Annotated in this window: 17 protein-coding genes; 11 read left to right on the forward strand and 6 right to left on the reverse strand. The window is 72.2% G+C overall.

Annotated features, from left to right (window positions below; genetic code table 11):
* Positions 1-2: 2 nt before the first annotated feature.
* Positions 3-668 carry a helix-turn-helix domain-containing protein gene (locus ABZ370_RS06135; RefSeq protein ID WP_358617097.1) on the reverse strand — a complete coding sequence of 222 codons (666 nt, stop codon included), beginning with the start codon at positions 666-668 and terminating at the stop codon, positions 3-5.
* A gap of 91 nt (positions 669-759) precedes the next feature.
* Between ABZ370_RS06135 and ABZ370_RS06140 the strand changes: the two genes are divergently transcribed.
* A complete protein-coding gene (locus ABZ370_RS06140) occupies positions 760-1,833 on the forward strand; it encodes a DUF3533 domain-containing protein (protein ID WP_358617099.1) in 1,074 nt (357 codons plus the stop codon).
* A gap of 4 nt (positions 1,834-1,837) precedes the next feature.
* Here the strand turns inward: ABZ370_RS06140 and ABZ370_RS06145 are convergent, their stop codons facing one another.
* Entirely contained in the window at positions 1,838-2,614 is a 777-nt protein-coding gene (locus ABZ370_RS06145) for a class I SAM-dependent methyltransferase (RefSeq protein ID WP_358617101.1), read from the reverse strand.
* A gap of 335 nt (positions 2,615-2,949) precedes the next feature.
* Here ABZ370_RS06145 and ABZ370_RS06150 point away from each other — a divergent pair, with 335 nt between their 5' ends.
* The 6 genes from ABZ370_RS06150 (at position 2,950) to ABZ370_RS06175 (ending at position 9,856) form a co-directional block, all read left to right on the forward strand.
* Complete coding sequence (locus ABZ370_RS06150; RefSeq protein WP_358617442.1) at positions 2,950-4,098, forward strand: sensor histidine kinase; 1,149 nt, start codon at positions 2,950-2,952, stop codon at positions 4,096-4,098.
* Positions 4,099-4,171: 73 nt separating this feature from the next.
* Complete coding sequence (locus ABZ370_RS06155; RefSeq protein WP_358617103.1) at positions 4,172-4,834, forward strand: response regulator transcription factor; 663 nt, start codon at positions 4,172-4,174, stop codon at positions 4,832-4,834.
* 489 nt (positions 4,835-5,323) lie between these two features.
* On the forward strand, positions 5,324-6,541 hold the full coding sequence (locus ABZ370_RS06160) for a sugar ABC transporter substrate-binding protein (RefSeq protein WP_358617105.1): 1,218 nt from the start codon (positions 5,324-5,326) through the stop codon (positions 6,539-6,541).
* A 143-nt stretch (positions 6,542-6,684) separates the two neighbouring features.
* Complete coding sequence (locus tag ABZ370_RS06165; protein ID WP_358617107.1) at positions 6,685-7,611, forward strand: sugar ABC transporter permease; 927 nt, start codon at positions 6,685-6,687, stop codon at positions 7,609-7,611.
* 46 nt (positions 7,612-7,657) lie between these two features.
* Positions 7,658-8,536 carry a carbohydrate ABC transporter permease gene (locus ABZ370_RS06170; protein ID WP_358617109.1) on the forward strand — a complete coding sequence of 293 codons (879 nt, stop codon included), beginning with the start codon at positions 7,658-7,660 and terminating at the stop codon, positions 8,534-8,536.
* 33 nt (positions 8,537-8,569) lie between these two features.
* Positions 8,570-9,856, forward strand: coding sequence for an alpha-L-fucosidase (locus ABZ370_RS06175; RefSeq protein WP_358617111.1), 1,287 nt, complete (start codon positions 8,570-8,572; stop codon positions 9,854-9,856).
* Positions 9,857-9,914: 58 nt separating this feature from the next.
* Here ABZ370_RS06175 and ABZ370_RS06180 read toward each other — a convergent pair whose 3' ends face one another.
* The 3 genes from ABZ370_RS06180 to ABZ370_RS06190 all read right to left on the reverse strand — a co-directional run bounded on the left by ABZ370_RS06180 (position 9,915) and on the right by ABZ370_RS06190 (position 16,287).
* Positions 9,915-10,838, reverse strand: coding sequence for an endonuclease/exonuclease/phosphatase family protein (locus tag ABZ370_RS06180; RefSeq protein WP_358617113.1), 924 nt, complete (start codon positions 10,836-10,838; stop codon positions 9,915-9,917).
* Between the two features lie 113 nt (positions 10,839-10,951).
* Complete coding sequence (locus tag ABZ370_RS06185) at positions 10,952-12,349, reverse strand: M1 family metallopeptidase (RefSeq protein WP_358617115.1); 1,398 nt, start codon at positions 12,347-12,349, stop codon at positions 10,952-10,954.
* Positions 12,346-16,287: a Pls/PosA family non-ribosomal peptide synthetase gene (locus ABZ370_RS06190; protein WP_358617117.1), complete on the reverse strand. Its 3,942-nt coding sequence runs from the start codon at positions 16,285-16,287 to the stop codon at positions 12,346-12,348. The genes ABZ370_RS06185 and ABZ370_RS06190 overlap by 4 nt, the downstream gene beginning before the upstream one ends.
* Before the next feature lie 622 nt (positions 16,288-16,909).
* Between ABZ370_RS06190 and ABZ370_RS06195 the strand changes: the two genes are divergently transcribed.
* On the forward strand, positions 16,910-18,346 hold the full coding sequence (locus tag ABZ370_RS06195; RefSeq protein ID WP_358617120.1) for an amino acid permease: 1,437 nt from the start codon (positions 16,910-16,912) through the stop codon (positions 18,344-18,346).
* A complete protein-coding gene (gene dapE / locus ABZ370_RS06200) occupies positions 18,343-19,416 on the forward strand; it encodes a succinyl-diaminopimelate desuccinylase (protein WP_358617123.1) in 1,074 nt (357 codons plus the stop codon). Before ABZ370_RS06195 ends, dapE begins: the two co-directional genes overlap by 4 nt.
* Positions 19,417-19,431: 15 nt before the next feature.
* Here the strand turns inward: dapE and ABZ370_RS06205 are convergent, their stop codons facing one another.
* Positions 19,432-21,018 (reverse strand): helix-turn-helix domain-containing protein, encoded by a 1,587-nt coding sequence (locus tag ABZ370_RS06205; protein WP_358617125.1) that lies wholly within the window; start codon positions 21,016-21,018, stop codon positions 19,432-19,434.
* Between the two features lie 125 nt (positions 21,019-21,143).
* Here ABZ370_RS06205 and ABZ370_RS06210 point away from each other — a divergent pair, with 125 nt between their 5' ends.
* Both ABZ370_RS06210 and menC read left to right on the forward strand, forming a co-directional pair.
* Complete coding sequence (locus ABZ370_RS06210; RefSeq protein ID WP_358617127.1) at positions 21,144-22,019, forward strand: chorismate synthase; 876 nt, start codon at positions 21,144-21,146, stop codon at positions 22,017-22,019.
* The gene (gene menC / locus ABZ370_RS06215) at positions 22,016-23,137 is read left to right on the forward strand and encodes an o-succinylbenzoate synthase (RefSeq protein ID WP_358617129.1); all 1,122 of its coding nucleotides are present in this window, start codon (positions 22,016-22,018) and stop codon (positions 23,135-23,137) included. The genes ABZ370_RS06210 and menC overlap by 4 nt, the downstream gene beginning before the upstream one ends.
* The last annotated feature ends 1 nt before the right edge of the window (position 23,138 follow it).

The raw sequence follows: 23,138 nt of genomic DNA on the forward strand, positions 1-23,138 counted from the left end.
GCTCAGCGCCGGGGAGTGAGCAGGGCGGTGAGCATGTCGCGCAGCCAGATCCGCAGCGCGTCGAGGTCCGGGTCGAGCAGCAGCCGCCCGGCCGCCGCGTCGTGGATGGTGAGGACCGCCGCCGTCAGGGACTCGGGGTCGCGCAGCCCGGGCGGCATGGTGTCGGGGTCGACGAAGGCGGTCACGATCGGCTGGAGCGTTTCGCGCAACGCCTCGCGGTGCCGGATCAGGGCCGCCGCGGTGTCCGGGTCGCGCGCCGCATACAGCATGAAGTCGGTGCGTACCAGGACCCAGGTGCGGTCGATGAGCAGCGCGCCCACCACCCGGTCCAGCAGGGCCGCCAGCCCCTCGTCGGGGGCGGCGCCGTCCAGCGCGTCCCGCACCTGGTCCGTCATGAGCGTGGCCTGCCGCTCGTAGAGCGCGAAGAACAGCTCGTCGAGGCTGTCGAAGTTGGAGTAGAAGGCGCCGCGCGTATACCCGGCGGCCTCGCAGACCTCCTCGATCCCCACGCGGCCGAAGCCGCGCTCCGCGAAGACCGTGAGCGCCGCGGCCAGCAGCCGTTCCCGGGTCTCGGCCCGGCGCCGGGTGACGCGCGTGGGGGTGCCGTCCGCGCGCCGTCCGCTGCGCAGCGCCCGGCGGTCGAGTGCGCTGTTACTGGCTTCCGTCATGCCCCCCATCCTAGTTCGATACACTCGTGTATCCGATACAGTGCTGTATCGAACTTGTTCGTGATGTCGGTGATTGAGGAAGTGCGGATCAGTGAGTCAGGTGGAGACGGACCAGGTGGATACGGACCAGGTGGAGACCCCGGCGCGAAGCGCGGAGCCGGTGCGGGACCGGTTGCGCGGCGCGGTTCCGCCGCGCGTCGCGGCGATGCTCGTCGGCGCGCTGCTGCTGCAACTGGGCTTCGTCCTGTCGTACGTGGGGGCGTTCCACAACCCCCAGCCGCACCGCATCCCGATCGCGGTCGCGGCGCCGCAGCGGATGGCCCCAGACGCGGCGGAGAAGCTCAACGGGATACCCGGTCAGCCCCTGAAGGCCACCGCCACCGATGAGGCCACGGCCCGCGAGCGGCTGCGTACGGGGGAGATCAGCGGCGCGCTCATCGTGAAGCCCGGCTCCCGTACGGACACCCTCCTGGTCGCCGGTTCCGGTGGCGCTTCCACGGCCACCGCACTGGAAACGGTGATCGAGAAGGCCGAGAAGGCTCAGTCCCGCACCGCGTCCGTCGTCGACGCGTTTCCCGCCCAGGCGGGTGACGCCCGCGGCTTGAGCAGCTTCTACCTGGTGGTGGGCTGGACGGTGGGCGGCTATCTGTTCGCCGCGCTGCTGGGCATGTCCCTCGGCGCCCGCCCGGCCACGGCGCGCGGCGCCGGGCGGCGACTGCTGGCCGCCGTGCCGTACGCGGTGCTGTCCGGTCTGGGCGGCGCGGCGATCGTGGGCCCGCTGCTCGGAGCCCTGAACGGCCACTTCCTCGCCCTGTCGGCGATCGGAGCCCTGGTCGTCTTCGGCGCCGCCGCCATGACGATCGCCTTCCAGGTGCTCTTCGGCGTGCTGGGCATCGGCGTCACGATCCTGCTGTTCGTGGTCCTCGGCAACCCCAGCGCCGGTGGCGCCTACGGCCCCGAGCTGCTGCCCCCGTTCTGGCGGGCGCTGAGCCCCGCCCTCCCCAACGGCGCCGCCACCCATGCCGTACGCCACACCATGTACTTCTCCGGCCACGGCATCACCGTCAACCTGGCCGTGCTGACCGCCTACGCCCTCGGCGGTGCGCTGGTCAGCGTCCTGGCCGCCGCCCTGATCCGCCGACGGCGCGCAGCCGCCGCCGCATGACGTCTCAGCTGCCGTGGGTGACGCGGATCTTGGACTGGCCGTGCGGAAGGTCCTCCCAGTCCTCCATGAAGCGGGCCGCCAGACCGTGTTTCCGGGCGAGGTCGACGAGGGTTTCGGTGCGGTAGTAGAAGTCCTCCCTCAGGACCTGGTGCTCCTTGCCCTCGGTGCGGTCGAAGGTGAAGTCGAACCAGCCGCCCGGCGCCAGGACCCGGCCCACGTTGGCCAGGCACTCGTCGATGACCGGCAGCGGGGAGTGGGAGAACACGCTGTGGGCGTGGACGACGTCGAAGTGTGCCTCGGGCAGGAAGCGCAGGGTGAGGTCGAGGACGGGGGTGAGGGTGGGAAGCCGGTCCTGCAGCTCGGTGTGGACAAGGGTTTCCTGCGCGGCGACCAGGATGTCGGGGGAGATGTCGATGCCGTAGTAGTGGCCGGGGTCGAGGTGCCGGATGAAGCGCCACCCCGCGCGCAGATTGCCACAGCCGATCTCCAGCATGCGGTGCTCGGGGCGCAGCCCGTGCTTCACCAGATAGTCGAACTGCATCGCGCCCAGCGCCAGCCACCGCTCCCGGGTACGGCCGCCGACCGCCAGGTCCGCGTTGACAGCGGTGTCGGAACGCATCACGGCGCGGTAGTAGGAGACATGGTCCGGCCAGCGGTAGCGCAGCCAGGCGTCCCGGGTGGCCCGCACCACATAGCGCGGTACGCGCTCGGGGTGACGGAGCGCGTACGAGACGCGGTGGCCGAGGCTGGCGCGGTTGACGGTGACGTTCTTGGCGGGCATGAACGATCCTTTCCACGGGAGGCGGGGTGCGTGTCGCGGCCCCTGGACTTCAGCATCCGTGCGGGTGACGGCCGTCGGCGTCGGCAGACCGGCCACCGGCCGGAGGCGGTTCGGGTGAGGGCGGGGTCAACCGATCGGATGATGCGGAGCGCGGTACCTCGTAATAGGACTGGCTGGGGGATGGCCGGTGCGAAGGGACGGGCGAGGCAGTGAGGGGTGCGGCGATGTGGTGCGGTCCGGCGGGGGAGGCACCCGAGGGGAGGGCTCCGGCGGGAAGGGCTCCGGTGGGGGAGGGCGAGTGGGCCGATCCGGACGCCCGGTGGCTGCGATGGGTCATGGACGGGGCGTTCCTGCTGCTGCTCGGCTCGTCACTGATCCGCTTCCTGACCCGCGACCAGAGCCAGACCCGCACCGGATACGCCGTCGCCCTGTTCGTCGCCTTCGGGCTGCTGTACGTGCTCGGGCGGCTCCTGGCCCCCGCGCCACGCCCCGGCGCCCGGCCGAGCGCACGGCATCTGGCCTGGCTGGGGGCGGTGTCGGTGGTCTGGGCCGGGCTGCTCGCCCTCGCCCCGAGCGCCACATGGTGTGCCATGCCGCTCCTGTTCACCGGACTGCAGACGCTGCCCGTGCGCACCGCGGTGCCCCTGGCCGCCGTCCTCACCGTGCTGGTCGTCGCCACCGAGCTGCGGCTGTCCCACGCGGGGCTCAACCCCAATGTGGTGATCGCCCCGCTGGCCATCAGTGCCGTCGCCACCGCCGTCCTGGTCCATCTGCAGCGCCAGGCGGCCCGGCAGCGCGTCCTGATCGACGACCTGGTCCGCACCCGCCGCGACCTGGCCGCCACCGAGCGGCGGGCGGGCATTCTCACCGAACGGCAGCGGCTGGCGAGCGAGATCCACGACACCCTCGCGCAAGGCCTGTCCAGCCAGCAGATGCTGCTCCAGGCCGCCGACCGCACCTGGGGGACGGACCCGGACGCCGCCCGCCGCCATATGCGGGACGCGGCCGAGATCGCGTCCCGCAGCCTCGCCGAGGCCCGCCGGTTCGTCCATGACCTGGCACCCGCCGACCTCGCCGACCGCACCCTCGCCGAGGCGCTGCGCGCGCTCGCCGACCGGGAGTGCGGCGACGGGCTGACCGTCGGCTTCCGGCTCGACGGTGTGCCGGGCCCGGTGCCGGAGCGGGTCGAGGCGGCGCTGCTGCGCATCGCGCAGGGCGCCCTGGCCAACGTACGGGAACACGCCTGGGCGACCCGGGCCGCCCTCACCCTGACCTGGCTGGACGATCAGATCTCCCTGGACATCGCCGACAACGGCCGCGGCTTCGACCCCGAGCGCCCGCGGGCAGCGGAGACCGGCCGGGAGCGTGGCCACGGGCTGCCCGCCATGCGGGTGCGGGCAGGGCAGCTGGGGGGCACGCTCACCGTCGAATCCACCCGGGGGGAGGGCACGGTCGTATCGGCGGCCGTCCCCCTCGCCACCTGACGTCCACCCCGCCACCTGACATCCCCCGCCACCTGACGCCCAGAGCCACTCGCCCATGGAGGACCGCCGTACCATGACCGCCACCGACGCCACCCCGCCCATCCGGCTGCTGCTGTGTGACGACCACGCCGTGGTGCGCGCCGGGCTGCTCGCGCTGCTGTCCAGCACCGCGGGCATCGAGGTGGTCGGCGAGGCGGGCAGCGGCGAGGAGGCGCTCGCCATGGCCGCCCGCGTACGGCCCGATGTGGTGCTCATGGACCTGCAGCTCGGAGACGGTATGGACGGGGTGGAGGCCACCCGCCGACTGGCCTTTGGCGCCGGGGCGGCAGCCGAGGACCCGGCCCCGCGGGTGCTGGTGCTCACCATGTTCGACACCGACGCGGACATCGCCCGGGCCATCGAGGCGGGCGCCACCGGCTATCTGCTCAAGGCCGAGCGCCCCGAGGAGCTGTTCGCGGCGATACGGAACGCGGCGGCCGGGCGCACCGCGCTGTCGGCGCCGGTCGCCGACCGGCTGATGGCCCAGCTGCGCACGCCCCGCCCCGCCCTCTCCGAGCGTGAGCGGGACATCCTCCAGCAGCTCGCCCGGGGGCTGGGAAACCGGGAGATCGCCCGGGCCCTGTTCATCAGCGAGGCCACGGTGAAGACTCACCTCGGACGGATCTACGGCAAGCTGGGAGTGGACACCCGGGCGGGCGCGGTCGCCGTCGCCACCGAGCGGCGGCTGCTGGGCTGACCGTCCGAGGGAAACCGTCCGAGGGAACACAACCGTCCAAGGGACCACAACCCGTCCGAGGGAACACATCGGATGTTCCGCCCCCGCGCAGGGTGGTCCTCCCCGGGCCCGCCCGGCAGGGGTAAGGCACCGGGCCCCCGGCCCGTCGGAACCCCCGCGAGCGGCGCGAAGAGACATCCCAACTATGGCCGTCCACCCGGGGGACGATCGCCAGGGAAATAGGGCCGTACGACGCCTTGACACCCCAATACATCGGATGTTCTGATGCCGATGCGTCCTGGTAAATGGGACCGGCCGAAGGAGTCACAGTGGGTCGGATCAACGCCTTACCCGGCATCTGACGTTCCTCACCTCATCTCGTCACGCCCCGCGCCCCCGCAGCGGTCGGCGGCTTCTCTCCAGCATCCGCACGCGCGTTCCGTGCTGCCGGAGTACGTCCATGTGAGCACGGAAAATGAAGTGGACACTGTTATGAAAAGACGACTCCTGGTGAGTGCCACCGCGGCGGCTGCCGCTTTGGGTCTCACCTTGTCGGGATGTTCCTCCGGCGGCGGTACATCCGGCCAGTCGAAGGACAAGCTCACCTGGTCGATGTGGATCGCCGGTTCGGCGGACAAGGCGGCCTGGCAAAAGGTCGCCGACGCGGTCAAGAAGGACGGCGGCGCGAAGGTCACCATTCAGGGTGCGCCGTTCGAGGATTACTTCACCAAGCTGCGCACGCAGCTCAGCGCGGGAACCGCGCCGTGTATCGTCAGCATCCAGAGCATTCGCGCCGCGAACTATACGGATGTCATGCTGCCGCTCGACTCCTACGCGAAGAAGGACGGAGTCAATCTGTCGGAGTTCGACAGCACCGCCCTCAACGGCATGAAGGTCGACGGCAAGCTGTACGCCCTGCCGTATGACACCGGGCCCATGCTCCTTTTCTACAACAAGGACCTGTTCAAGCAGGTGGGAGCCAAGGACCCGAAGCCGGGCTGGACTCTTTCCGACTTCAAGGCGACCGCGGCGAAGTTCAAGGCGGCGGGAAAGAAGATGTTCGGCTCGACGATCGCGGACATGAACCTCGAATCGATGATTCTCGGGTACAACGGCGGCCGCGTCGTCAAGGACGGCGGAACCCTCGACCCGACGAACGCGAAGTTCGCGAAGGGCCTCGACTGGCTCTCCTCGCTCGTGAAGGGCGGCGTCGCCACTCAGGCCAGCTCGGACACGTCGGTCCCGGCCAGCGACTTCGTCTCCAAGAAAGTCGGCATGTACACCGACGGGCCCTGGTCCCTGCTCAGCCAGAAGGGGAAGGCAAAGTTCCCCATCGGCGTGACGACCATCCCGGTGGGCAACTCCGGCGGACCGTCGACCTTCTCGGCGGGGTCCGGCTTCGGCGTCTCGAAGCAGTGCAAGTATCCCGACGCGGCGTTCAAGGCCATCAAGACGATGACGAGCCAGCCGGTGCTGAAGTCGCTGGCCGAACAGGGCCGGGCCTTCCCCGGGCGCACCGCGGCGCAGCAGGCCTGGTACGACAACGCGCACATCGCCGGCGTCGAGAACGTCCTCAAGACGGCGCAGAAGGCCTCGACCCCGCTGCCGAGCACCAAGCAGGGCGATCAGCTCGGCCAGCTGTTCGCGCAGTACGGAATCCAGGCCGTCAACGGACAGCAGTCGGGTGCGCAGACGATGAAGTCCATCGCGAGCCAGCTCGGTCAGTGAGGCAAGTGACGCTTCGGCGGGCGCCGGTGAGGGCGCCCGCCGACGGCGGGGACGAAAGAGGTCACGGAATGCACGAATCGGCGCCCCGGCGGTCCGCCGCGCGGAAGCCCACCCTGGCCGAGGCGGCAGTGGCGACGGTACCGGTGGCGGGCGCGGGCGGCCCGGCCGAGGCGGACGGGGAGCGGGAGGGAGGAGGCCGGGAAGTCGGCCGCCGGTCCTGGTGGGGAGCGGCGTTCGCCACCCCGCACTCGGTCGGGCTGGCGTTGTTCACGGTGGTCCCGATCCTCGCGTCCCTCGTCGTGAGCTTCATGAACTGGCCGATGATCGGCGAGCGTTCATGGAGCGGATTCGCGAATTACAGCAAACTCTTCTCCGACCCCATCTTCTGGGTCGTGGTGCGCAATACGGCCCTGTATGTGGTGCTGTACGTACCGCTGAATCTCGTGGTCTCGCTCGGGCTCGCGGCCTGGCTGACACCGCGTATCCGGCACCGGCATATCTTCCGGGTGCTGTTCTTCATTCCGACGATCACCCCGCTCGTGGCGAACGCCGTGGTCTGGCGGATGCTGTACCAGCCCGACGGACTCATCGACGCGACGCTCCAGTCGACGATCGGGATAAGTGCCCCCAATTTCCTCGCGGACCAGCAGTGGGCGATGATCGCGGTCGTCACGATGAGTGTCTGGGCGGGATTCGGCTATAACATGCTCATCTTCTCCGCGGCGCTCGACGCGGTGCCGGAGAATCAGCTCGAAGCGGCGCAGCTCGACGGCGCGAACGCGTGGCGCACCTTCTGGCTCGTCAAATTCCCGGCGATCTCGCCGTCGATATTCTTCGCGACGATGATGACGCTCATCACCTCGTTCCAGGTGTTCGTCCAGCCCTTCCTGCTGACCAAGGGCGGTCCCGGAACGGCCACCGAAACGCTCGTCCAGTACATCTACAACACCGGCTTCCAGAATCAGCAGCTCGGACTCGCCTCGGCGGGCGCATGGGTGCTGTTCGTCATCATTCTCGGCATCACAGCGGTCCAATTCCTCGGTCAGAAGCGTTGGGTGCACTATGAGTAGCAGCACGCGGGTGTTCCGGCCGGCCGAACGGGTCATCGGAGGACACGTGGGACGTCACAGCGCGGGGAAGCGTGTACAGCCCGCACAGGCCGCGGGGCTCGTCCCGCGGGTGCGGCACGCCATCGGCTACGCGATCCTGTGCCTCATCGCGCTGATCTTCATGGCTCCCCTCATCTACATGGTCGCCACGAGCCTCAAGCCCGACGCGGACGTGTTCACGACCCCGCCGACGCTGTGGGGCTCGGAACTGAGGTGGCAGAACTACGCCGACGTCTTCAGCTACCAGCCCTTCGGCCGCTTCATCCTGAACGGGATCGTCGTCGCCGCCGTCGGAACGGCCATCAACGTCTCGGTCGCCGCCTTCAGCGGCTACGCCTTCTCGCGGCTGCGCTGGCGCGGCAGCGGCCTCGTGTTCATGCTGTTCCTGGCCACCCTGATGATCCCGCAGGACGTCCTCGTCATCCCGATGTACGTGATGATGCAGAACCTGGGCTGGGTGGACACCTTCCAGGCGCTCATCATCCCGTGGGCGTTCACCGCCCTCGGCGCGTTCCTCCTGCGCCAGTTCTTCCTGACCGTGCCGCAGGAACTCGACGACGCCGCCCGGGTCGACGGCGCGGGCACTGTACGCACCTTCTTCGAGGTGATGGTCCCGCTGGCCCGTCCCACCCTCGCGGTGCTCGCGGTCTTCACCTTCATCAACTACTGGAACTCGTTCCTGTGGCCGCTGGTCATCGTCAACGACGTCAACGCACACGCCACCATCCCGCTCGGTCTGCAGGCGTTCTTCGGCCAGCAGGGCAGCGAGTGGAGCCTGGTCATGGCGGCGTCGGTGATCTCGATGCTGCCGACTGTGGTCATCCTCGTCCTGCTGCAGAAGCACCTCGTCCGCGGCATCGTCACCAGCGGCCTCGGCGGCCGCTGAACCGCAGCCCTTCCCCGAAAGGAACCCGCTTCAATGGCCATCCCCGCCTGGTTCACCGAGGACCGCTTCGGCATGTTCGTCCACTGGGGCCTCTACGCGCTGCCGGCCCGCCACGAGTGGGTGAAGAACCGTGAGCGGATCACGGAGGAGGACTACGACCGCTACTTCCGCCACTTCGAACCGGACCTCTACGACCCCCGTGCGTGGGCCCGGTCCGCCAAGCGCGCCGGAATGAAGTACGTGGTGCTCACGACCAAGCACCACGACGGCTTCTGCCTGTGGGACTCGAAGCTGACGGACTACACCTCGGTGAACACCCCCATCGGCAAGGACCTGGTCCGCGAGTTCGTCGACGCCGTGCGCGCCGAGGGGCTGCGCGTCGGCTTCTACCACTCGCTCATCGACTGGCACCACCCCGACTTCGTCGTCGACGGCCTCCACCCGCGCCGCGACGACCCGCCGGAGGACATCGAGCGGCTCAACGAGGGCCGCGACATGGCCCGGTACCGCGCCTACCTGCACGGCCAGGTGGAGGAGCTGCTGACCGACTACGGCCGTATCGATTACCTGTTCTACGACTTCTCGTACAAGCGGGGCCGGCACAGCGAGGTGTTCAACGCCAAGGGGGCCGAGGAATGGGGCTCCGAAGAGCTTCTCGCGCTCACCCGCCGCCTCCAGCCCGAGATCATCGTGAACGACCGGCTCGAAATCCCCGGCGACCTCGTCACACCCGAGCAGTACCAGCCCGACAAGCCCATGGAGGTCGACGGCGAGCCGGTGGTCTGGGAGGCGTGCCAGACCCTCAACGGCAGCTGGGGCTACGACCGCGACAACCTCAACGTCAAGAGCGTCGAACTCCTCCTGCGGATGCTCATCGACGGTGTCGCCAAGAACGGCAACATGCTGCTGAACGTCGGACCCACCGGGCGTGGTGAACTGGACCCGATCGCCGTCGCCACGCTGGAGGGCATCGGGGAGTGGATGTCCCGCCACGACCGCTCGATCTACGGCGCGGGACCCTCCGCACACCCCGCCCCGGTCGACACCCGCTACACCCAGCGCGGCAACCGCCTCTACCTCCACCTCTTCTCCTGGCCGTTCACCCATGTGCACCTCCCCGGCCTGGCGGGCAAGGTCGAGTACGCGCAGCTGCTGCACGACGCGTCCGAGATCCACTACCGCGAGATCGACCCCTCGGCCGCGGCCCAGAACACCACGCTCGGCGGCCAGCCGCCCGGCACCCTGACCCTGTCGCTGCCAGTGGTCCGGCCCGATGTCGGGGTGCCGGTCGTGGAACTCTTCCTGCGCGAGGGCGCCTGACACATATAAACGCCGCCCGCCGCCCGCCACTTCTCGGGTGGGCGGCGGACGGCGCGGGTCACAGCTCCAGCACCGCGTGCACCGGCAGATGGTCGCTGGGGAACTGCCCGCCCCGGGAGTAGGTGTTGATGGCGGCGTAGCGGGTCCGTACGCCCGGCGAGGTGAGAATCCAGTCGATGCGGTCGCCGTCCGGGACCAGTGGCTTGTAGCCGTGGAAGGTCGCGTACAGCTTGCTGCGCCCGTCGGCGGCCTCCCACGCGTCGGCCAGCGCGCCGCCGTTCAGCATGGTGTCGTAGACCGGGTTGCGGTGGGCGGCCACGTTGAAGTCCCCGGTGACGACGCGGGGGAGGGCCGGGTCCAGCCCGCCCAGCCGCTCGGTGATCAGCCCGGCGGCGCGCTCCCGGGCGTACTGGCTCAAGTGGTCGAGATGGGTGTTGAGGGCGTAGAACTGCCGGTCGGTGGCCAGGTCGTGGAAACGCACCCAGGTGACCATGCGCACCACCGCGCCGCCCCAGGTGTTCGAGCCGATCACATACGGGGTGTCGGACAGCCAGAAGTGGTCGTACTCCAGCGGCTCCAGCCGTCTGGTGTCGTAGAAGACGGCCATGAACTCGTCGCGGCTGCCACCCGCCCGCCCCGTGCCGAGCCAGTCGTAGCGCGGGCCCAGATCGGCGGCGATATCGCGCAGCTGGCCGTACAGCCCCTCCTGGGTGCCCAGCAGATGGGGCTCCGCGCGGTGCAGCAGCTCCCGCATGACGGGGCGCCGCTGCGCCCAGGTGTTGGGCGCGGTGTCGCTGGCGTAGCGCAGGTTGAAGGTCATGGTGTGCAGCCGCGAGCCGCTCACGGGAAGGTCGAAGCCAGTGGCCTCGGCCGGTCCCGCGGCCGCGGCCCGGGCCTCCGGCGAGGTGGCGAGCGGAAGTCCGAGGGCCGCGGCGGCCGCGGCGCGCATACCGTGGCGACGGCTGAACAGAGGTGCGGGCATGGCTCCTCCAGGTGTCCGGCGATGACACCAGTATCAGGCCGTCCGGGAGGAATGAAGTGGCCTGCGGGAGCCGTGAGTTGAAACGTCACGAGACCTGAAGCGAAACGGACGCCTTACACCGGACCGCCGCCACCGGGGAGTTCCGGCAGCCGGGGAGTGCGGAGCCACGCGGTGAACAGCGCGTCCAGGGGCTGCGCCGTGTGGCGCTGCGCCAGGGCCGTGAACTCCTCGGTGGTGACGGTGGCGTGGCGGTGGGTGGCCGTCCACTCCCGCAGCACCGCGAAGAAGGCGTCGTCCCCGACGACCGTACGCAGCGCGTGCAGCGTCAGGGCACCCCGGTGGTAGAGCCGGTCGTCGAACATCCGGGGCATGCCCGGGTCCGCGACCAGCAGATCCTGCGGCTGCTCCGCCATCGCGGCCCGGAACCGGGCGGCGTGGACGGCGGCCGGGGCGCCGCCGGAGACCTCCGACCACAGCCACTCGGCGTACTTGGCGAAGCCCTCGTTCAGCCAGATGTGGCGCCAGTCGGCGAGGCTCAGGCTGTTGCCAAACCACTGGTGGGCCAGCTCATGGGCCACCAGCCGCTCACAGCCGCGCTGCCCGTCGACATGGTTGGAGCCGAAGACGGACAGCGTCTGCGCCTCGACCGGCACCTCCAGCTCGTCGTCCGTCACCACCACCGCGTACTCGTCGAACGGATACGGGCCGAAGAGGTCCTGGAAAGCGGCCATCATCCGGGTCTGCCGGGCGAAATCGTGGTCGAAGCGGTCACGCAGCCTCGGCGGGACGGCAGCCCGCTGCGGCACCGCGCTCACCGCCGGGTCCGTCAGCTCGACCAGGTCGTACAGGCCGATCTGGACAGTGGCGAGATAGCTGGACATCGGCGCCGGATGCTCGTACACCCAGGTCGTGGTGGAGGCGCTGACCGTGCACGAGTCCAGCGTGCCCGCCGCGACCACCGTGTACGGTGACGGCGCGGTCACCGAGACCCGGTACGACGCCTTGGCCGCCGGGTGGTCGTCGCACGGGAACCAGGACGGCGCGCCGATCGGCTGGCCCGCCACCAGCGCCCCGTCCTCCAGCTGCTCCCAGCCCAATTCGCCCCAGTGCCGGGTCTTCACCGGCCGGGGCACCCCGACGTACCGCACCTCGACGGTGAACGGCTCACCGGCGGGCAGCGGGCGGGCCGGGCGGACGCGCAGCTTGTCCGCCCGGTGGGTGTAGCGGGCCGCGCGGACCCCGTCGACCAGCACCCCGTCGACCCGGAACGCGCCCAGGTCGAGGCTGAACCCGGACAGCGGCTCGCCCGCCGCGCCCGGCTCGGCGACCGCCGAGATCCGGGCCCGGCCCGAGAGCCGCCCGGTGCTCGGACGGCAGGTCAGCTCCAGGTCGTAATGGGTCACCCGGTAGCCGCCGTTGCCGTGCCCGGGCAGATACGAGTCCCCGGACCGGTCCGCGCCGGTCACGCCGCCGGGCGCCGCCTGCGCCCGGCCGCCCTTGCCCCTGCTCACTTCGCCGTGCCCTCCGTCTTCCGCATGTCCCGCTCCTTCTCCGGCTGCCACGCCGCGATCGGGTTGCCGAGCCACCGGGTACCCGCGGGCAGTGCCTCGCCGCGCATCACCAGCGACGCCGGACCCACCGTGGCACACGCGCCGACCGTGGCGCCCGGCAGCACGATGCCGTGCGGGCCCAGAGTGGCGCCCTCCTCCAGCACCACCTTGTCCATGCGCATGATCCGGTCGTGGAAGAGATGCGTCTGCACCACACACCCCCGGTTCACGCTCGCTCCGGCGCCGATCCCCACCAGGTCGGCTTCGGGCAGCCAGTACGTCTCGCACCACGCCCCGCGCCCGATGCGCGCGCCGAGCCCCCGCAGCCACCAGTTCATCAGCGGCGTACCGGACACGGCCCCCGCCAGCCACGGTACGGCCAGCACCTCCACAAAGGTGTCCGCCAGCTCGGTACGCCACACGAACGAGCTCCACAGCGGCCGTTCGGTGGCCCTGAACCGGCCCACCAGCAGCCACTTGGCCAGCACCGCCACGACGCACGCCACCACGCCGCCCGTGAACAGCAGCACGCCGCCGCCCGCCAGCGCGGCCGGGAACCCCCACCGTCCGGCGACCGCCGCGAAGGCGGCCAGCACCAGCACCGCGAGCGCCGCGCTACCCATGACGGGGACGATCCGGCACAGTTCGACGGCGCCGCGCGCCCACTTCAGCCGCCGCGCCGGACGGTACGTACGGCTCTGGTCGCCCTCCTCGGCCGCCCGCGGCAGCCTCATCGGCGGCATCCCCAGCCACGAGCTGCCCGCCTTGGCGCCCTTGGGCGCGGCGGAGAGCACACCGACCAGACCCCGCTTGGGGACCGAGCTGCCGCCCGCGGCCATACCGGAGTTGCCGAGGAACGCCATCTTGCCGACCCGCGACTCGGCGATCCGCAGCCGGCCGCCGCCCAGTTCGTAACTGGCGATCATGGTGTCGTCGGCGAGGAACGCGCCGTCGCCGACCGTCGTCATCGACGGCAGCGCCAGCACCGTGGACGCCTCGACGTCGCGGCCGACCTTCATCCCCAGCGCCCGCAGCCACACCGGGGTGAACAGGCTCGCGTACAGCGGGAACAGATGCACCCGCGCCATGTCCATCAGCCGTTCGGTGGCCCACGCCTGCCAGGCGATCCGCCCGTGGACGGGGTGCCGGCCCGCGCGCAGGCCGATGCCGAGCGCCCGCACCCCGGCCAGGATGAGCAGCGCGTAGCCGAGCATCCCGGCCACGGTCGCCACTGGCACGGCGGCCAGCGCGTGCAGCAGCGCCGGACCCGCCTCGTGCGTGCCCCGGACGAACAGCGCGATGACGGCGAGCGCGGGCAGCAGCGCCAGCGTGGGCAGCAGGGTCAGCCCCAGCGAGGTGACCCCGTACACCATGGACCAGCGGCGGGTGCGCGGCGGCCGGTCCTCGGGCCGGTGCTGCGCCGCCTTGCCGGACTTGGCGGCCGGTACGCCCGCCCAGCGGCGCCCCGCGGGCACCGCACCGGTCACCCCGGACCCCGGGGCGATCTCGGCGCGCTTGCCGATCCGGGCGCCGGGGAAGAGGGTGCTGCGCGCGCCGACCGTGGCGCCCGCACCGATCCGGATGCGGCCGATCCGCAGCCGGTCGCCGTCCAGCCAGTGGCCGGACAGATCGACCTCGGGCTCGACCGCGCTGCCCTTGCCGAGCTTGAGCATCCCGGTCACCGGCGGCAGCGCGTGCAGATCGACGTCCGAGCCGATCCGCACGCCCAGCGCCCGGGCGTAGTGGGTGAGCCAGCTGCCCGACAGGCCGGTGGCACCGCTCAGTTCGGACAGCCGCTCGGCCGTCCACAGCCGCAGATGGACGCCGCCGCCGCGCGGGTACGTCCCCGGCCTCAGCCCCCGCAGCAGCAGCCGCGCACCGCCCGCGGCGATCGCGATCCGGCCCGGCGGCGATACGAAGAACAGCCAGCCGAGCGCGATCCACCACCAGGACACGGTGGGCGCCCAGGGCGCGGAACCGAGGAGGTGGAGCACGTTGAGGACGGCGGCCGCGGCCACGCCCCAGCGCAGCCCGGCGACCGTCAGCAGCGGCAGCGTCAGCAGCGTCTGCGCGACCCCGGTGCGCCGGGGGACGGGCCGTACGGTGCGCGGGGCCGTCGCCTCGGCGCGCAGCGCGTCCAGCGTCCGGGCGAGCGCGCCCAGCCGCGGGTTCTGGTAGATGTCACTGACCGAGCCGCTGGGGTAGCGGTCCCGGATGCGCGAGACGAGCTGCGCGGCGGCCAGACTGCCGCCGCCCGCCGCGAAGAAGTCGGCGTCCGGCCCGCTCGCCGGGGTGCCCAGCACCTCGCCCCACAGCCCGGCCAGCCAGCTCTCGGTTCCGGTCAGCGCGTCCGCGGCCGCGGCCGTGCCGATACCCGGCAGCGGCCAGGGCAGCGCGGCCCGGTCCACCTTGCCGGAGGTACGGGTGGGCAGCGTGCCGACCACCGCGAGCAGCGGCACCAGCGCGGCGGGCAGCACCTCGCGCAGCCGGTCCAGCGCGTCCGCCTGGTCGAAGCCGGTCTCTTCTTCGGGAACGACGTAGCCCACCAGCAGCTGGTGGCCCGCCTTCGTCGTCCGCACCGCGGCCGCGGCACCCGCCACGCCCGGCAGCGCCTGCAGCGCGGCGTCCACCTCGCCCAGCTCGATCCGGCGGCCGCCCAGCTTGACCTGTTCGTCGGCCCGGCCGACGAACAGCAGCCCCTCCTCCTCGGCGCGCACCAGGTCACCGCTGCGGTACGCCCGCGACCAGCCCAGCGCCGGGAGCGGGGCGTACTTCTCGGCGTCCTTCGCCGGATCGAGGTAGCGGGCCAGACCGACCCCGCCGATCACCAGCTCGCCGACCTCGCCCATGGGGACGACCTCGCCCCGGGAGTCCACGACCGCCAGCTCCCAGCCGTCGAGCGGCAGCCCGATCCGCACCGGGTCCTCGCCGGTCAGCTGCGCGGCGCACGCCACGACGGTGGCCTCGGTCGGGCCGTAGGTGTTCCACACCTCACGGTCCTCGACCGCCATCCGCTCGGCCAGCTCCGGCGGGCACGCCTCACCGCCGAAGATCAGCAGCCGTACGTCGTCCAGCGCCTCCACCGGCCACAGCGCCGCCAGCGTGGGAACCGTGGAGACCACGGTGATCTCCTGCTCGACCAGCCACGGGCCGAGGTCGACACCGGTACGTACCAGCGACCGGGGCGCGGGCACCAGACAGGCGCCGCTGCGCCACGCGAGCCACATCTCCTCGCAGGACGCGTCGAAGGCCACCGAGAGACCGGCCAGCACCCGGTCGCCCGGGCCCATCGGCTCATCGGCCAGGAAGAGCCCGGCCTCGGCGTCCACGAACGCGGCCGCGCTGCGGTGGCTGACGGCGACGCCCTTGGGCTTGCCGGTCGAACCGGAGGTGAAGATGATCCACGCGTCGTCGCCGGGCCCCGGGCGGCCAGGGCCGCCGTGCGGCTCGGCGCGCACCGTCATGTCCAGCCCGGCGCCGAGTATCACGCTCACCCCGGCCTCGGAGAAGACCAGCTCGGCGCGCTCGTCCGGGTCCTCCGCGTCCACCGGCACATACGCCGCACCGGCGGCCAGCACGGCGAGAATCCCGACGTACAGATCGGCGGTCCCGGACGGCACGCGGATGCCCACCCGGTCGCCGACGCCGACTCCCTCCCCGGCCAGCCGCCGCCGCACCCGCTCCACCTCGGCCAGCAGCGCCCGGTAGCTCAGCGCGGACCTGCCGTCGTCGACGGCGGGGGCGTTGGGGTGGCGGCGGGCCGTCGCGCCGAGGACGTCCATGAGGGTGCGCTCGGCGTGGGTGCCGCGCCCCGGGAACAGGGCGGGCGGCGCCACGGGCTCCGCGGCGGGTGCGGGCGGCGGGTCGATCAGCGTCTGGGACTCGTCTACTACAGTCATCCGGCCTCTCCGGCTTCGGTGGACCGAATGTTCGGCGACACCGTCCGGACCACCGGACCATCGGCCTCCGCCATACCGGCTCCACACTGAGCCGGGTCCCGAACACCCGCTCGCGGCTGAGGGATGCCGCGAGGGCGAACACCCGGCACGGCCCGTGAGCGGCCGACCCGAATCCGCGGCCACCGATAGCCGGACGGGCTTGTTCCGCCCCCCAACCGAACCGGCGCCGCATACGCCGAACAGGCAGTTTACCCAGTGTTAACAGGAGCCGCAGGTCTCACGGAACGTCAAAAGCCCCGGTCAGCGGCTGTGCGGCCCGGTCGCCTGCCGCCCGCGCCCGCCCCCGCTTCCGCCCTCGCCCCCGGACAACGTGCCTGGTGGGAGCCGGTTTTCCCGACGGTTTCCGCCGCTCGCCGCACACCCGCTAAGTGGCCGGTGATCCTGTGTCCGGACTCACAGCGGTTCCGGCCGGGGCGGACCACCTCCGACCGTGGCATCCCGCCGGGCGTCGCTTGGCCGATCGTGCAAACCGCGCGAGGGCATCTTGGCCGATGCGCGCACCCCCGCGCCCACCCCGCTGCCGCATGATCAGGGGCCATGCGGCAGCGGAAGGAGCGGGTCGGTGCACACTGAGAACAAGCTGACGAGGCGCCGGAGTGTGGCGGGCCTGGTCGCCGACGCGAGCGGCGGCCCGCTGCGGCGCACCATGGGGCTGAGCCAGCTCACGCTGCTCAGCGTGGGCGCCACCCTCGGCACCGGGATCTTCGTGGTGCTCGGCGAGGCGGTGCCCGAGGCCGGTCCGGCGGTGGTGGTCTCCTTCGTGCTCGCCGGGATCACCGCGCTGTTCTCGGCGCTCTCGTACGCCGAGCTGGCGGGCATGATCCCGGGCGCCGGGTCCTCGTACAGCTACGCGTACGCCACCCTCGGCGAGCTGGTGGCCTGGGTCTGCGGCTGGTGTCTGATCCTGGAGTACGGCGTGTCGGTGGCCGCGGTCGCGGTCGGCTGGGGCCAGTACGTCAACGAACTGCTCCAGCTCACCGTCGGCTGGACCCTGCCCGACTCGCTCGCCGCGCCGCCGGGCGCGGGCGGGGTGCTGAATGTGCCCGCCGCCGTGATCGTCGTCCTCGCCATGGTGGTGCTGCTGCGCGGGGCGCGGCAGAGCGCGGTCGCCAACGCCGTCATGGTGACGGTGAAGATCGTCGTGCTGGTGATGTTCTGCGCGGTCGCCTTCACCGCCTTCCACGCCGGGAACTTCCGCCCGCTCTTCCCGCTCGGCACCGCCGGGATGACCGCGGGCGCCGCCTCGCTGTTCTTCTCCTACATCGGCTTCGACGCCGCGTCCACGGCCGGTGAGGAGGCGAAGAACCCGCAGCGCGATCTGCCGCGCGCCATCATCCTCTCGCTCGCCCTGGTCACCGCCCTGTACTGCGCGGTCGCGTTGGCGGCGGTCGGGGCGATGCCCTGGCAGCGGTTCGCGGGCACCGAGGCCACGCTGAGCCAGGTGCTGGTGAGCTCGGTCGGCGGCGGCGCCCTGTGGCCGGTCCTGCTGTCCATCGGGGCGGTCATCGCCACCACGAGCGTCGTGCTGACCGTGCAGTACGGCCAGATCCGCATCCTCTTCGCGATGTCCCGCGACGGGCTCATACCGCCGCTCTTCTCCAGGGTCCACGCGCGGACCGGGGTGCCGCGCGCGGGCACCGTCATCGTCACCGCCTTCGTCACGGTCCTCGCCGCGCTCATCCCGCTCGGCGCCCTCGCGGACGCCACCAGCATCGGCACCCTCTTCGCCTTCGCCCTGGTCAACCTGGCGGTGCTGATCCTGCGGCGGCGCAGCCCGGAGGCGCCCCGAGGCTTCCGGGTGCCCTTCGCGCCGGTGACCCCGCTGCTCGGAGTGGTCTGCTGCGTTTACGTCATGTACGGGCTCGGCACCGACACCTGGATCGCGTTCGGCGCCTGGATGGCGGTGGGACTCGCGGTCTACGGGCTCTACGGCATCCGCCACTCCGCGCTGGGCCGGACCACCGCCCCCGAGAAGACCGTTCAGGAGACCACCTCATGACCACGCCCGTGACCGCCCTCGACCCGGCCGCCGATGTCGTCGCGCTCACCCGCGCCCTGGTCGACATCCCCTCCGAGAGCGGCGAGGAGGCCCCGCTCGCCGACGCCGTCGAGAGCGCGCTGCGCGCCCTGCCCCAGCTGACGGTCGAGCGGATCGGCGACTCCGTGGTGGCCCGCACCGGGCTGGGCCGCGACCGGCGCGTGATCGTCGCGGGCCATCTGGACACCGTCCCGGCCGCCGGGAACCTGCCCGCCCGCCTCGACGCCGAACGGCTCCACGGACTCGGCGCCTGCGATATGAAGGGCGGCGTCGCGGTGGCCCTGCGGCTCGCGGCCACCCTCACCGCCCCGGTCCACGACGTGACGTACGTTTTCTACGCCTGCGAAGAGGTCTCCGGCGACCGCAACGGTCTCGCGCGGATCGCCGCCGAGCGCCCCGAACTGCTCCACGCCGACCTCGCGATCCTCATGGAACCCTCCGACGCCGGGGTCGAGGCGGGCTGCCAGGGCATGCTGATGGCCGACATCACCGTGCGCGGCGCCCGCGCGCACACCGCCCGCGCCTGGCAGGGCGTCAACGCCGCCCACCGCGCCGCCGCCGTGCTGCGGCGCCTTGACGACCACACCGCCGAACGTGTCGTCATCGACGGCCTGGAGTACCGCGAGGGGCTGAGCGCCGTCGCCGTGCGCGCGGGCGTCGCCGAGAACGTCGTCCCCGACAGCTGCGTGATCACCGTCAATCTGCGCTTCGCGCCCAGCCGTTCGCCCGAGCGGGCCGAGGCCTACGTACGGGACCTCTTCCCCGAGTACGAGGTGGAGTTCACCGAGGTCACCCCCGGCGCCCTCCCCGGCCTCGACCGGCCCGCCGCCGCCTCGTTCGTGGCCGCCGTGGGCGCGGTGCCCCGGCCCAAACTGGGCTGGACCGACGTCGCCCGCTTCACCGCGCTCGGCACCCCGGCCCTCAACTACGGCCCTGGCGACCCGTCCCTGGCCCACACCCCGGGCGAGTACGTGCCCCTGGCCCAGCTGCGCGCATGCGAGACACGGCTCGCGGACTGGCTCGGCGGCTGACGGGAGACGAAGCTCCTACGCCGCTCCGGTGCCGCGCAGGCCCGCCAGCGTACGCAGCTGGAGCCACAGCACCAGCCGCTCGTCCGGGTCGTCCAGGTCGATGCCGAGCTGGGAGCGCACCTGGCGGAGCCGGTAGCGGCAGGTGTTGGGGTGCACGGCCAGCAGCTTCGCCGCCCGGGCCATGTCGCAGCCCGCGTCCAGCCAGCACACCAGGGTGCGGGCGTAGTCCGTAGCGTGGTCGGCGTCGTACGCGAGCACCTCCCGCCACGCCCCGGCCGCCAGCTCCCGCCGCTCGCCGAGCAGTCCGGCCAGCCGGAACAGCACGGCCCGGGCCCGCACCTCGGACACCGCCGCGACCGTCTCGTCCGGCCGGAGCACCCGCAGCACCAGATCGGCGTCCTCCCGTGAGCCGGGCAGCTCCGCCGGGTCCGGCACCACCTCGCCGAGCCCCGCCCGCACCGGCGCCCGCAGCGCCTGCCCGGCGCGCCGCACGATGTCCTCGGCGAACCGCCGCTGCCGCTCCCCGGCGGCCCCGCCCCGCTCCCCGGCCACCGGCAGCAGCGCGTACACCACCCCGTCGACCAGGACACACGCCTGCCGCCCGTAGCGGGCCTCGCACTGGAGCCGTACGAGGTCCAGCAGCCGCAGCGCCGCCTGTTCGCCATCCGGCGCGGACGCGGCCGAATCCAGCGCGAACGCGGCCACCCGCAGCGGAACGCCGGGGGTGAGGCCCAGGCGCTGGGCGGCGGTGGCGGGGTCGGCGGTGCCGTCCAGCAGCCTGCGCAGCAGATCACCGGTCAGATGCCGGGACAGCTCGGCCGCCGCCCGCGCCCGCAGCAGCAGGAGGGCGGCGGTGGACGCGCCCTGGGCGAGCTGCGCCTCGGCGTCGGGGGCGAGCGTCCCGTCGTCCACGACCCACAGGGAGCCCAGGGTCTCGCCGCCCGCCCGGACGGCGACGGCCAGCCGCGGCAGCTCGCCCTCGCCGAGCGCGGCGAGCCGGACCGGGCCCCGGGCGGCGAACAGCACCCGGTACTGCTCGGTGTTCTCGGGGCTGTCCGGCACCTGACGGCCGAGGATGCCCTGCCGCCGGGCCTCGTCGACCGGCTGCCCGGACACGGTGGAGTACGCCAGGACGCTCTGCCGCGGGTCCTCGATGACGGTGGCGCCGCCCACCGCCGCCGCCACCGCGCCCGCCAGCGAGAACAGATCCCCGAGCGCGGCCCCCTCGCCCGCCGGGGACGGCCGCGCCCCGATGGCCTGGGCGAGCAGCAGATGGACGTGGTGCCAGGCGGCGTCCTCGTCCACGGCGAGCAGGGCCGTACCGCACTCCGCCGCCTCGGCGACCGGCCCGGCCGCGCCGCGCACCACGACCCCGGCCATCCCGGCGGCGGCCGCCTCCCGCACCAGCGGCCCGGCCGCCTCCGCCCGCACCCCGACGGCCAGCAGCAGGGCGCCGGGCGCCCGGGACGGCAGGGCCGCGTGCGCGTCGTACAGCAGCACCTCGGTGACGGGCGCGGTGAGACCGGCCGGGGCGGGGTCGAGCGGGCGCAGGGTGGGCTCGCCGAGTACGGCGAGGATGTCCCCGAGGGTGCGGGCGTCCATGGGTGCGGCGTCTTTCGTGTGATCAGCGGGCGATCGCGTCTGTTGGCCGATCGTCACAGGACCCTAGGACGTCTTTGTGTATCTGGACAAGGGGCGTCCGGGGGCGGCCCGGGAGACTCGGTGCCATGACACCAGCAGTGACGATGGACGCCGGTGCGCTCGCGTCCGCCGCCGCCCACACCGCCGGGGTCGGCGTCCGCACCGTGGACGACGTGGCCGGTATCCGGGCGGTGGCCGACTTCCTCGCCGACGTATGGCAGCTGCCGCACAGCAATCCGCCCTATCCCAGCGAGGTGCTGCACAGCCTCGTCCACGCGGGCGGCGCGGTGCACGCCGCGTACGGCGCCGGGCCACGGGGCGAGCGGCTCGCGGGGGCGGCGGTCGCGGTCTTCGGACCGCCCGCCGACGCCGACACCTACTCGTTCGTGGCGGCGGCCACCGCCTCCGACCGCGGGGTCGGCTTCGCGCTCAAGCAGGCCCAGCGGGCCTGGGCACTGGAGCGCGGCGCCCGCACCATGCGCTGGACCTTCGACCCGCTGGTGCGCCGCAACGCCCGGTTCAACCTGGTCAAGCTGGGCGCCGTCGGGGCCGAGTATCTGGTCGACCTGTACGGGCCGATGAACGACGGGGTGAACGACGGCGACGAGAGCGACCGGCTCACCGCCGCCTGGGACCTCGGCCGGGGGACAACGCACACCACCGAGGAAGCCGAAGCCGACGAGGCCCGGGCGCACGCCGCGGCGGTCCGACCCGCCCCGGACGGCGGCCCGCTCGCCGTACGGGACGACCGGCGGCTGTGGTGCCGGATTCCCGAGGACATCGTCGCGCTGCGCGCCGCCGACCCCGCCCTGGGCTTGCGCTGGCGGCACGCCGTGCGGGAGGTGTTCACCGCCGCGTACGCCGAGGGGCTGCGCGCGACGTCGATGTCCCGGGACGGCTGGTACCTGCTCACCTCCGACACCTCCGACACCTCCGACACCGCAGAGGAGCCGCGGGCATGAGGCTCGAACGCGTCGAACTGCTCCATGTCGCCCTTCCGCTCGTCACCCCCTTCCGCACCTCCTTCGGGACGATGACGGCCAAGGACACCTTCCTGCTGCGTGTCGTCACGGACGAGGCCGAGGGCTGGTCCGAGTTCGCCGCCGATCCGGAGCCGCTGTACTGCTCCGAATTCGTCGCCGGTGCCGAGACCGTGATCCGCGACTTCCTGCTGCCCCGCGTCGCCGCGCTCCCCGAGCCGACGGTGGCCGCTCTAGCGCCCGCCATGGCCGCCGTCAAGGGGCATGAACTCGCCAAGGCCGCACTGGAGACGGCCCTGCTGGACGCCGAACTCCGCTCCTACGGCATGCCGATCGCCACGTTCCTCGGCTCGGTGCGCGACCGGGTGCCCGCGGGTGTCTCCGTCGGCATCAAGAACTCCCTCCCCGAACTGCTCGACGACGTCGAGCAGTACCTGGAGGAGGGGTACGTCCGCATCAAGCTCAAGATCGAGCCGGGCTGGGACCTGGAACCGGTGCGCGCCGTACGGGAACGGTTCGGCGACGCGCTGCCGCTGCAGGTCGACGCCAACACCGCGTACACCCTCGCCGACGCCCCCCACCTGCGGAAACTGGACGCCTTCGACCTGCTGCTCATCGAGGAGCCGCTGGCGGAGAACAACCTCCACGCTCACGCCCAGCTGCAGCGGCGGATCACCACCCCGGTCTGTCTGGACGAGTCCATCCACACCGCGAGCGACGCCGCCTCCGCGATCGCCCTGGACGCCTGCCGGGTCGTCAACGTCAAACCGGCCCGGGTCGGCGGCTATCCGGAGGCCCGCCGCATCCATGACATCGCCACCGCCCACGGCGTCCCGGTGTGGTGCGGCGGCATGCTGGAGACCGGTATCGGCCGGGCCCCCAATCTGGCTCTCGCCGCCCTCCCCGGATTCACCCTGCCCGGCGACACCTCGGCCTCGAAGCGGTACTTCGCCGAGGACATCACCGAGCCGTTCGTCCTGGAGGACGGCCATCTGCCGGTGCCCACCACGCCCGGCATCGGCGTCACCCCGCTGCCGGACGCCCTCGCCCGTTTCACCACGGCCACCCGGGTGCTGTACCGGGGCCCCGGTACCCCGTAGA

It is taken from the genome of Streptomyces sp. NPDC005962 (genome assembly GCF_040629205.1).
GTDB lineage: Bacteria > Actinomycetota > Actinomycetes > Streptomycetales > Streptomycetaceae > Streptomyces.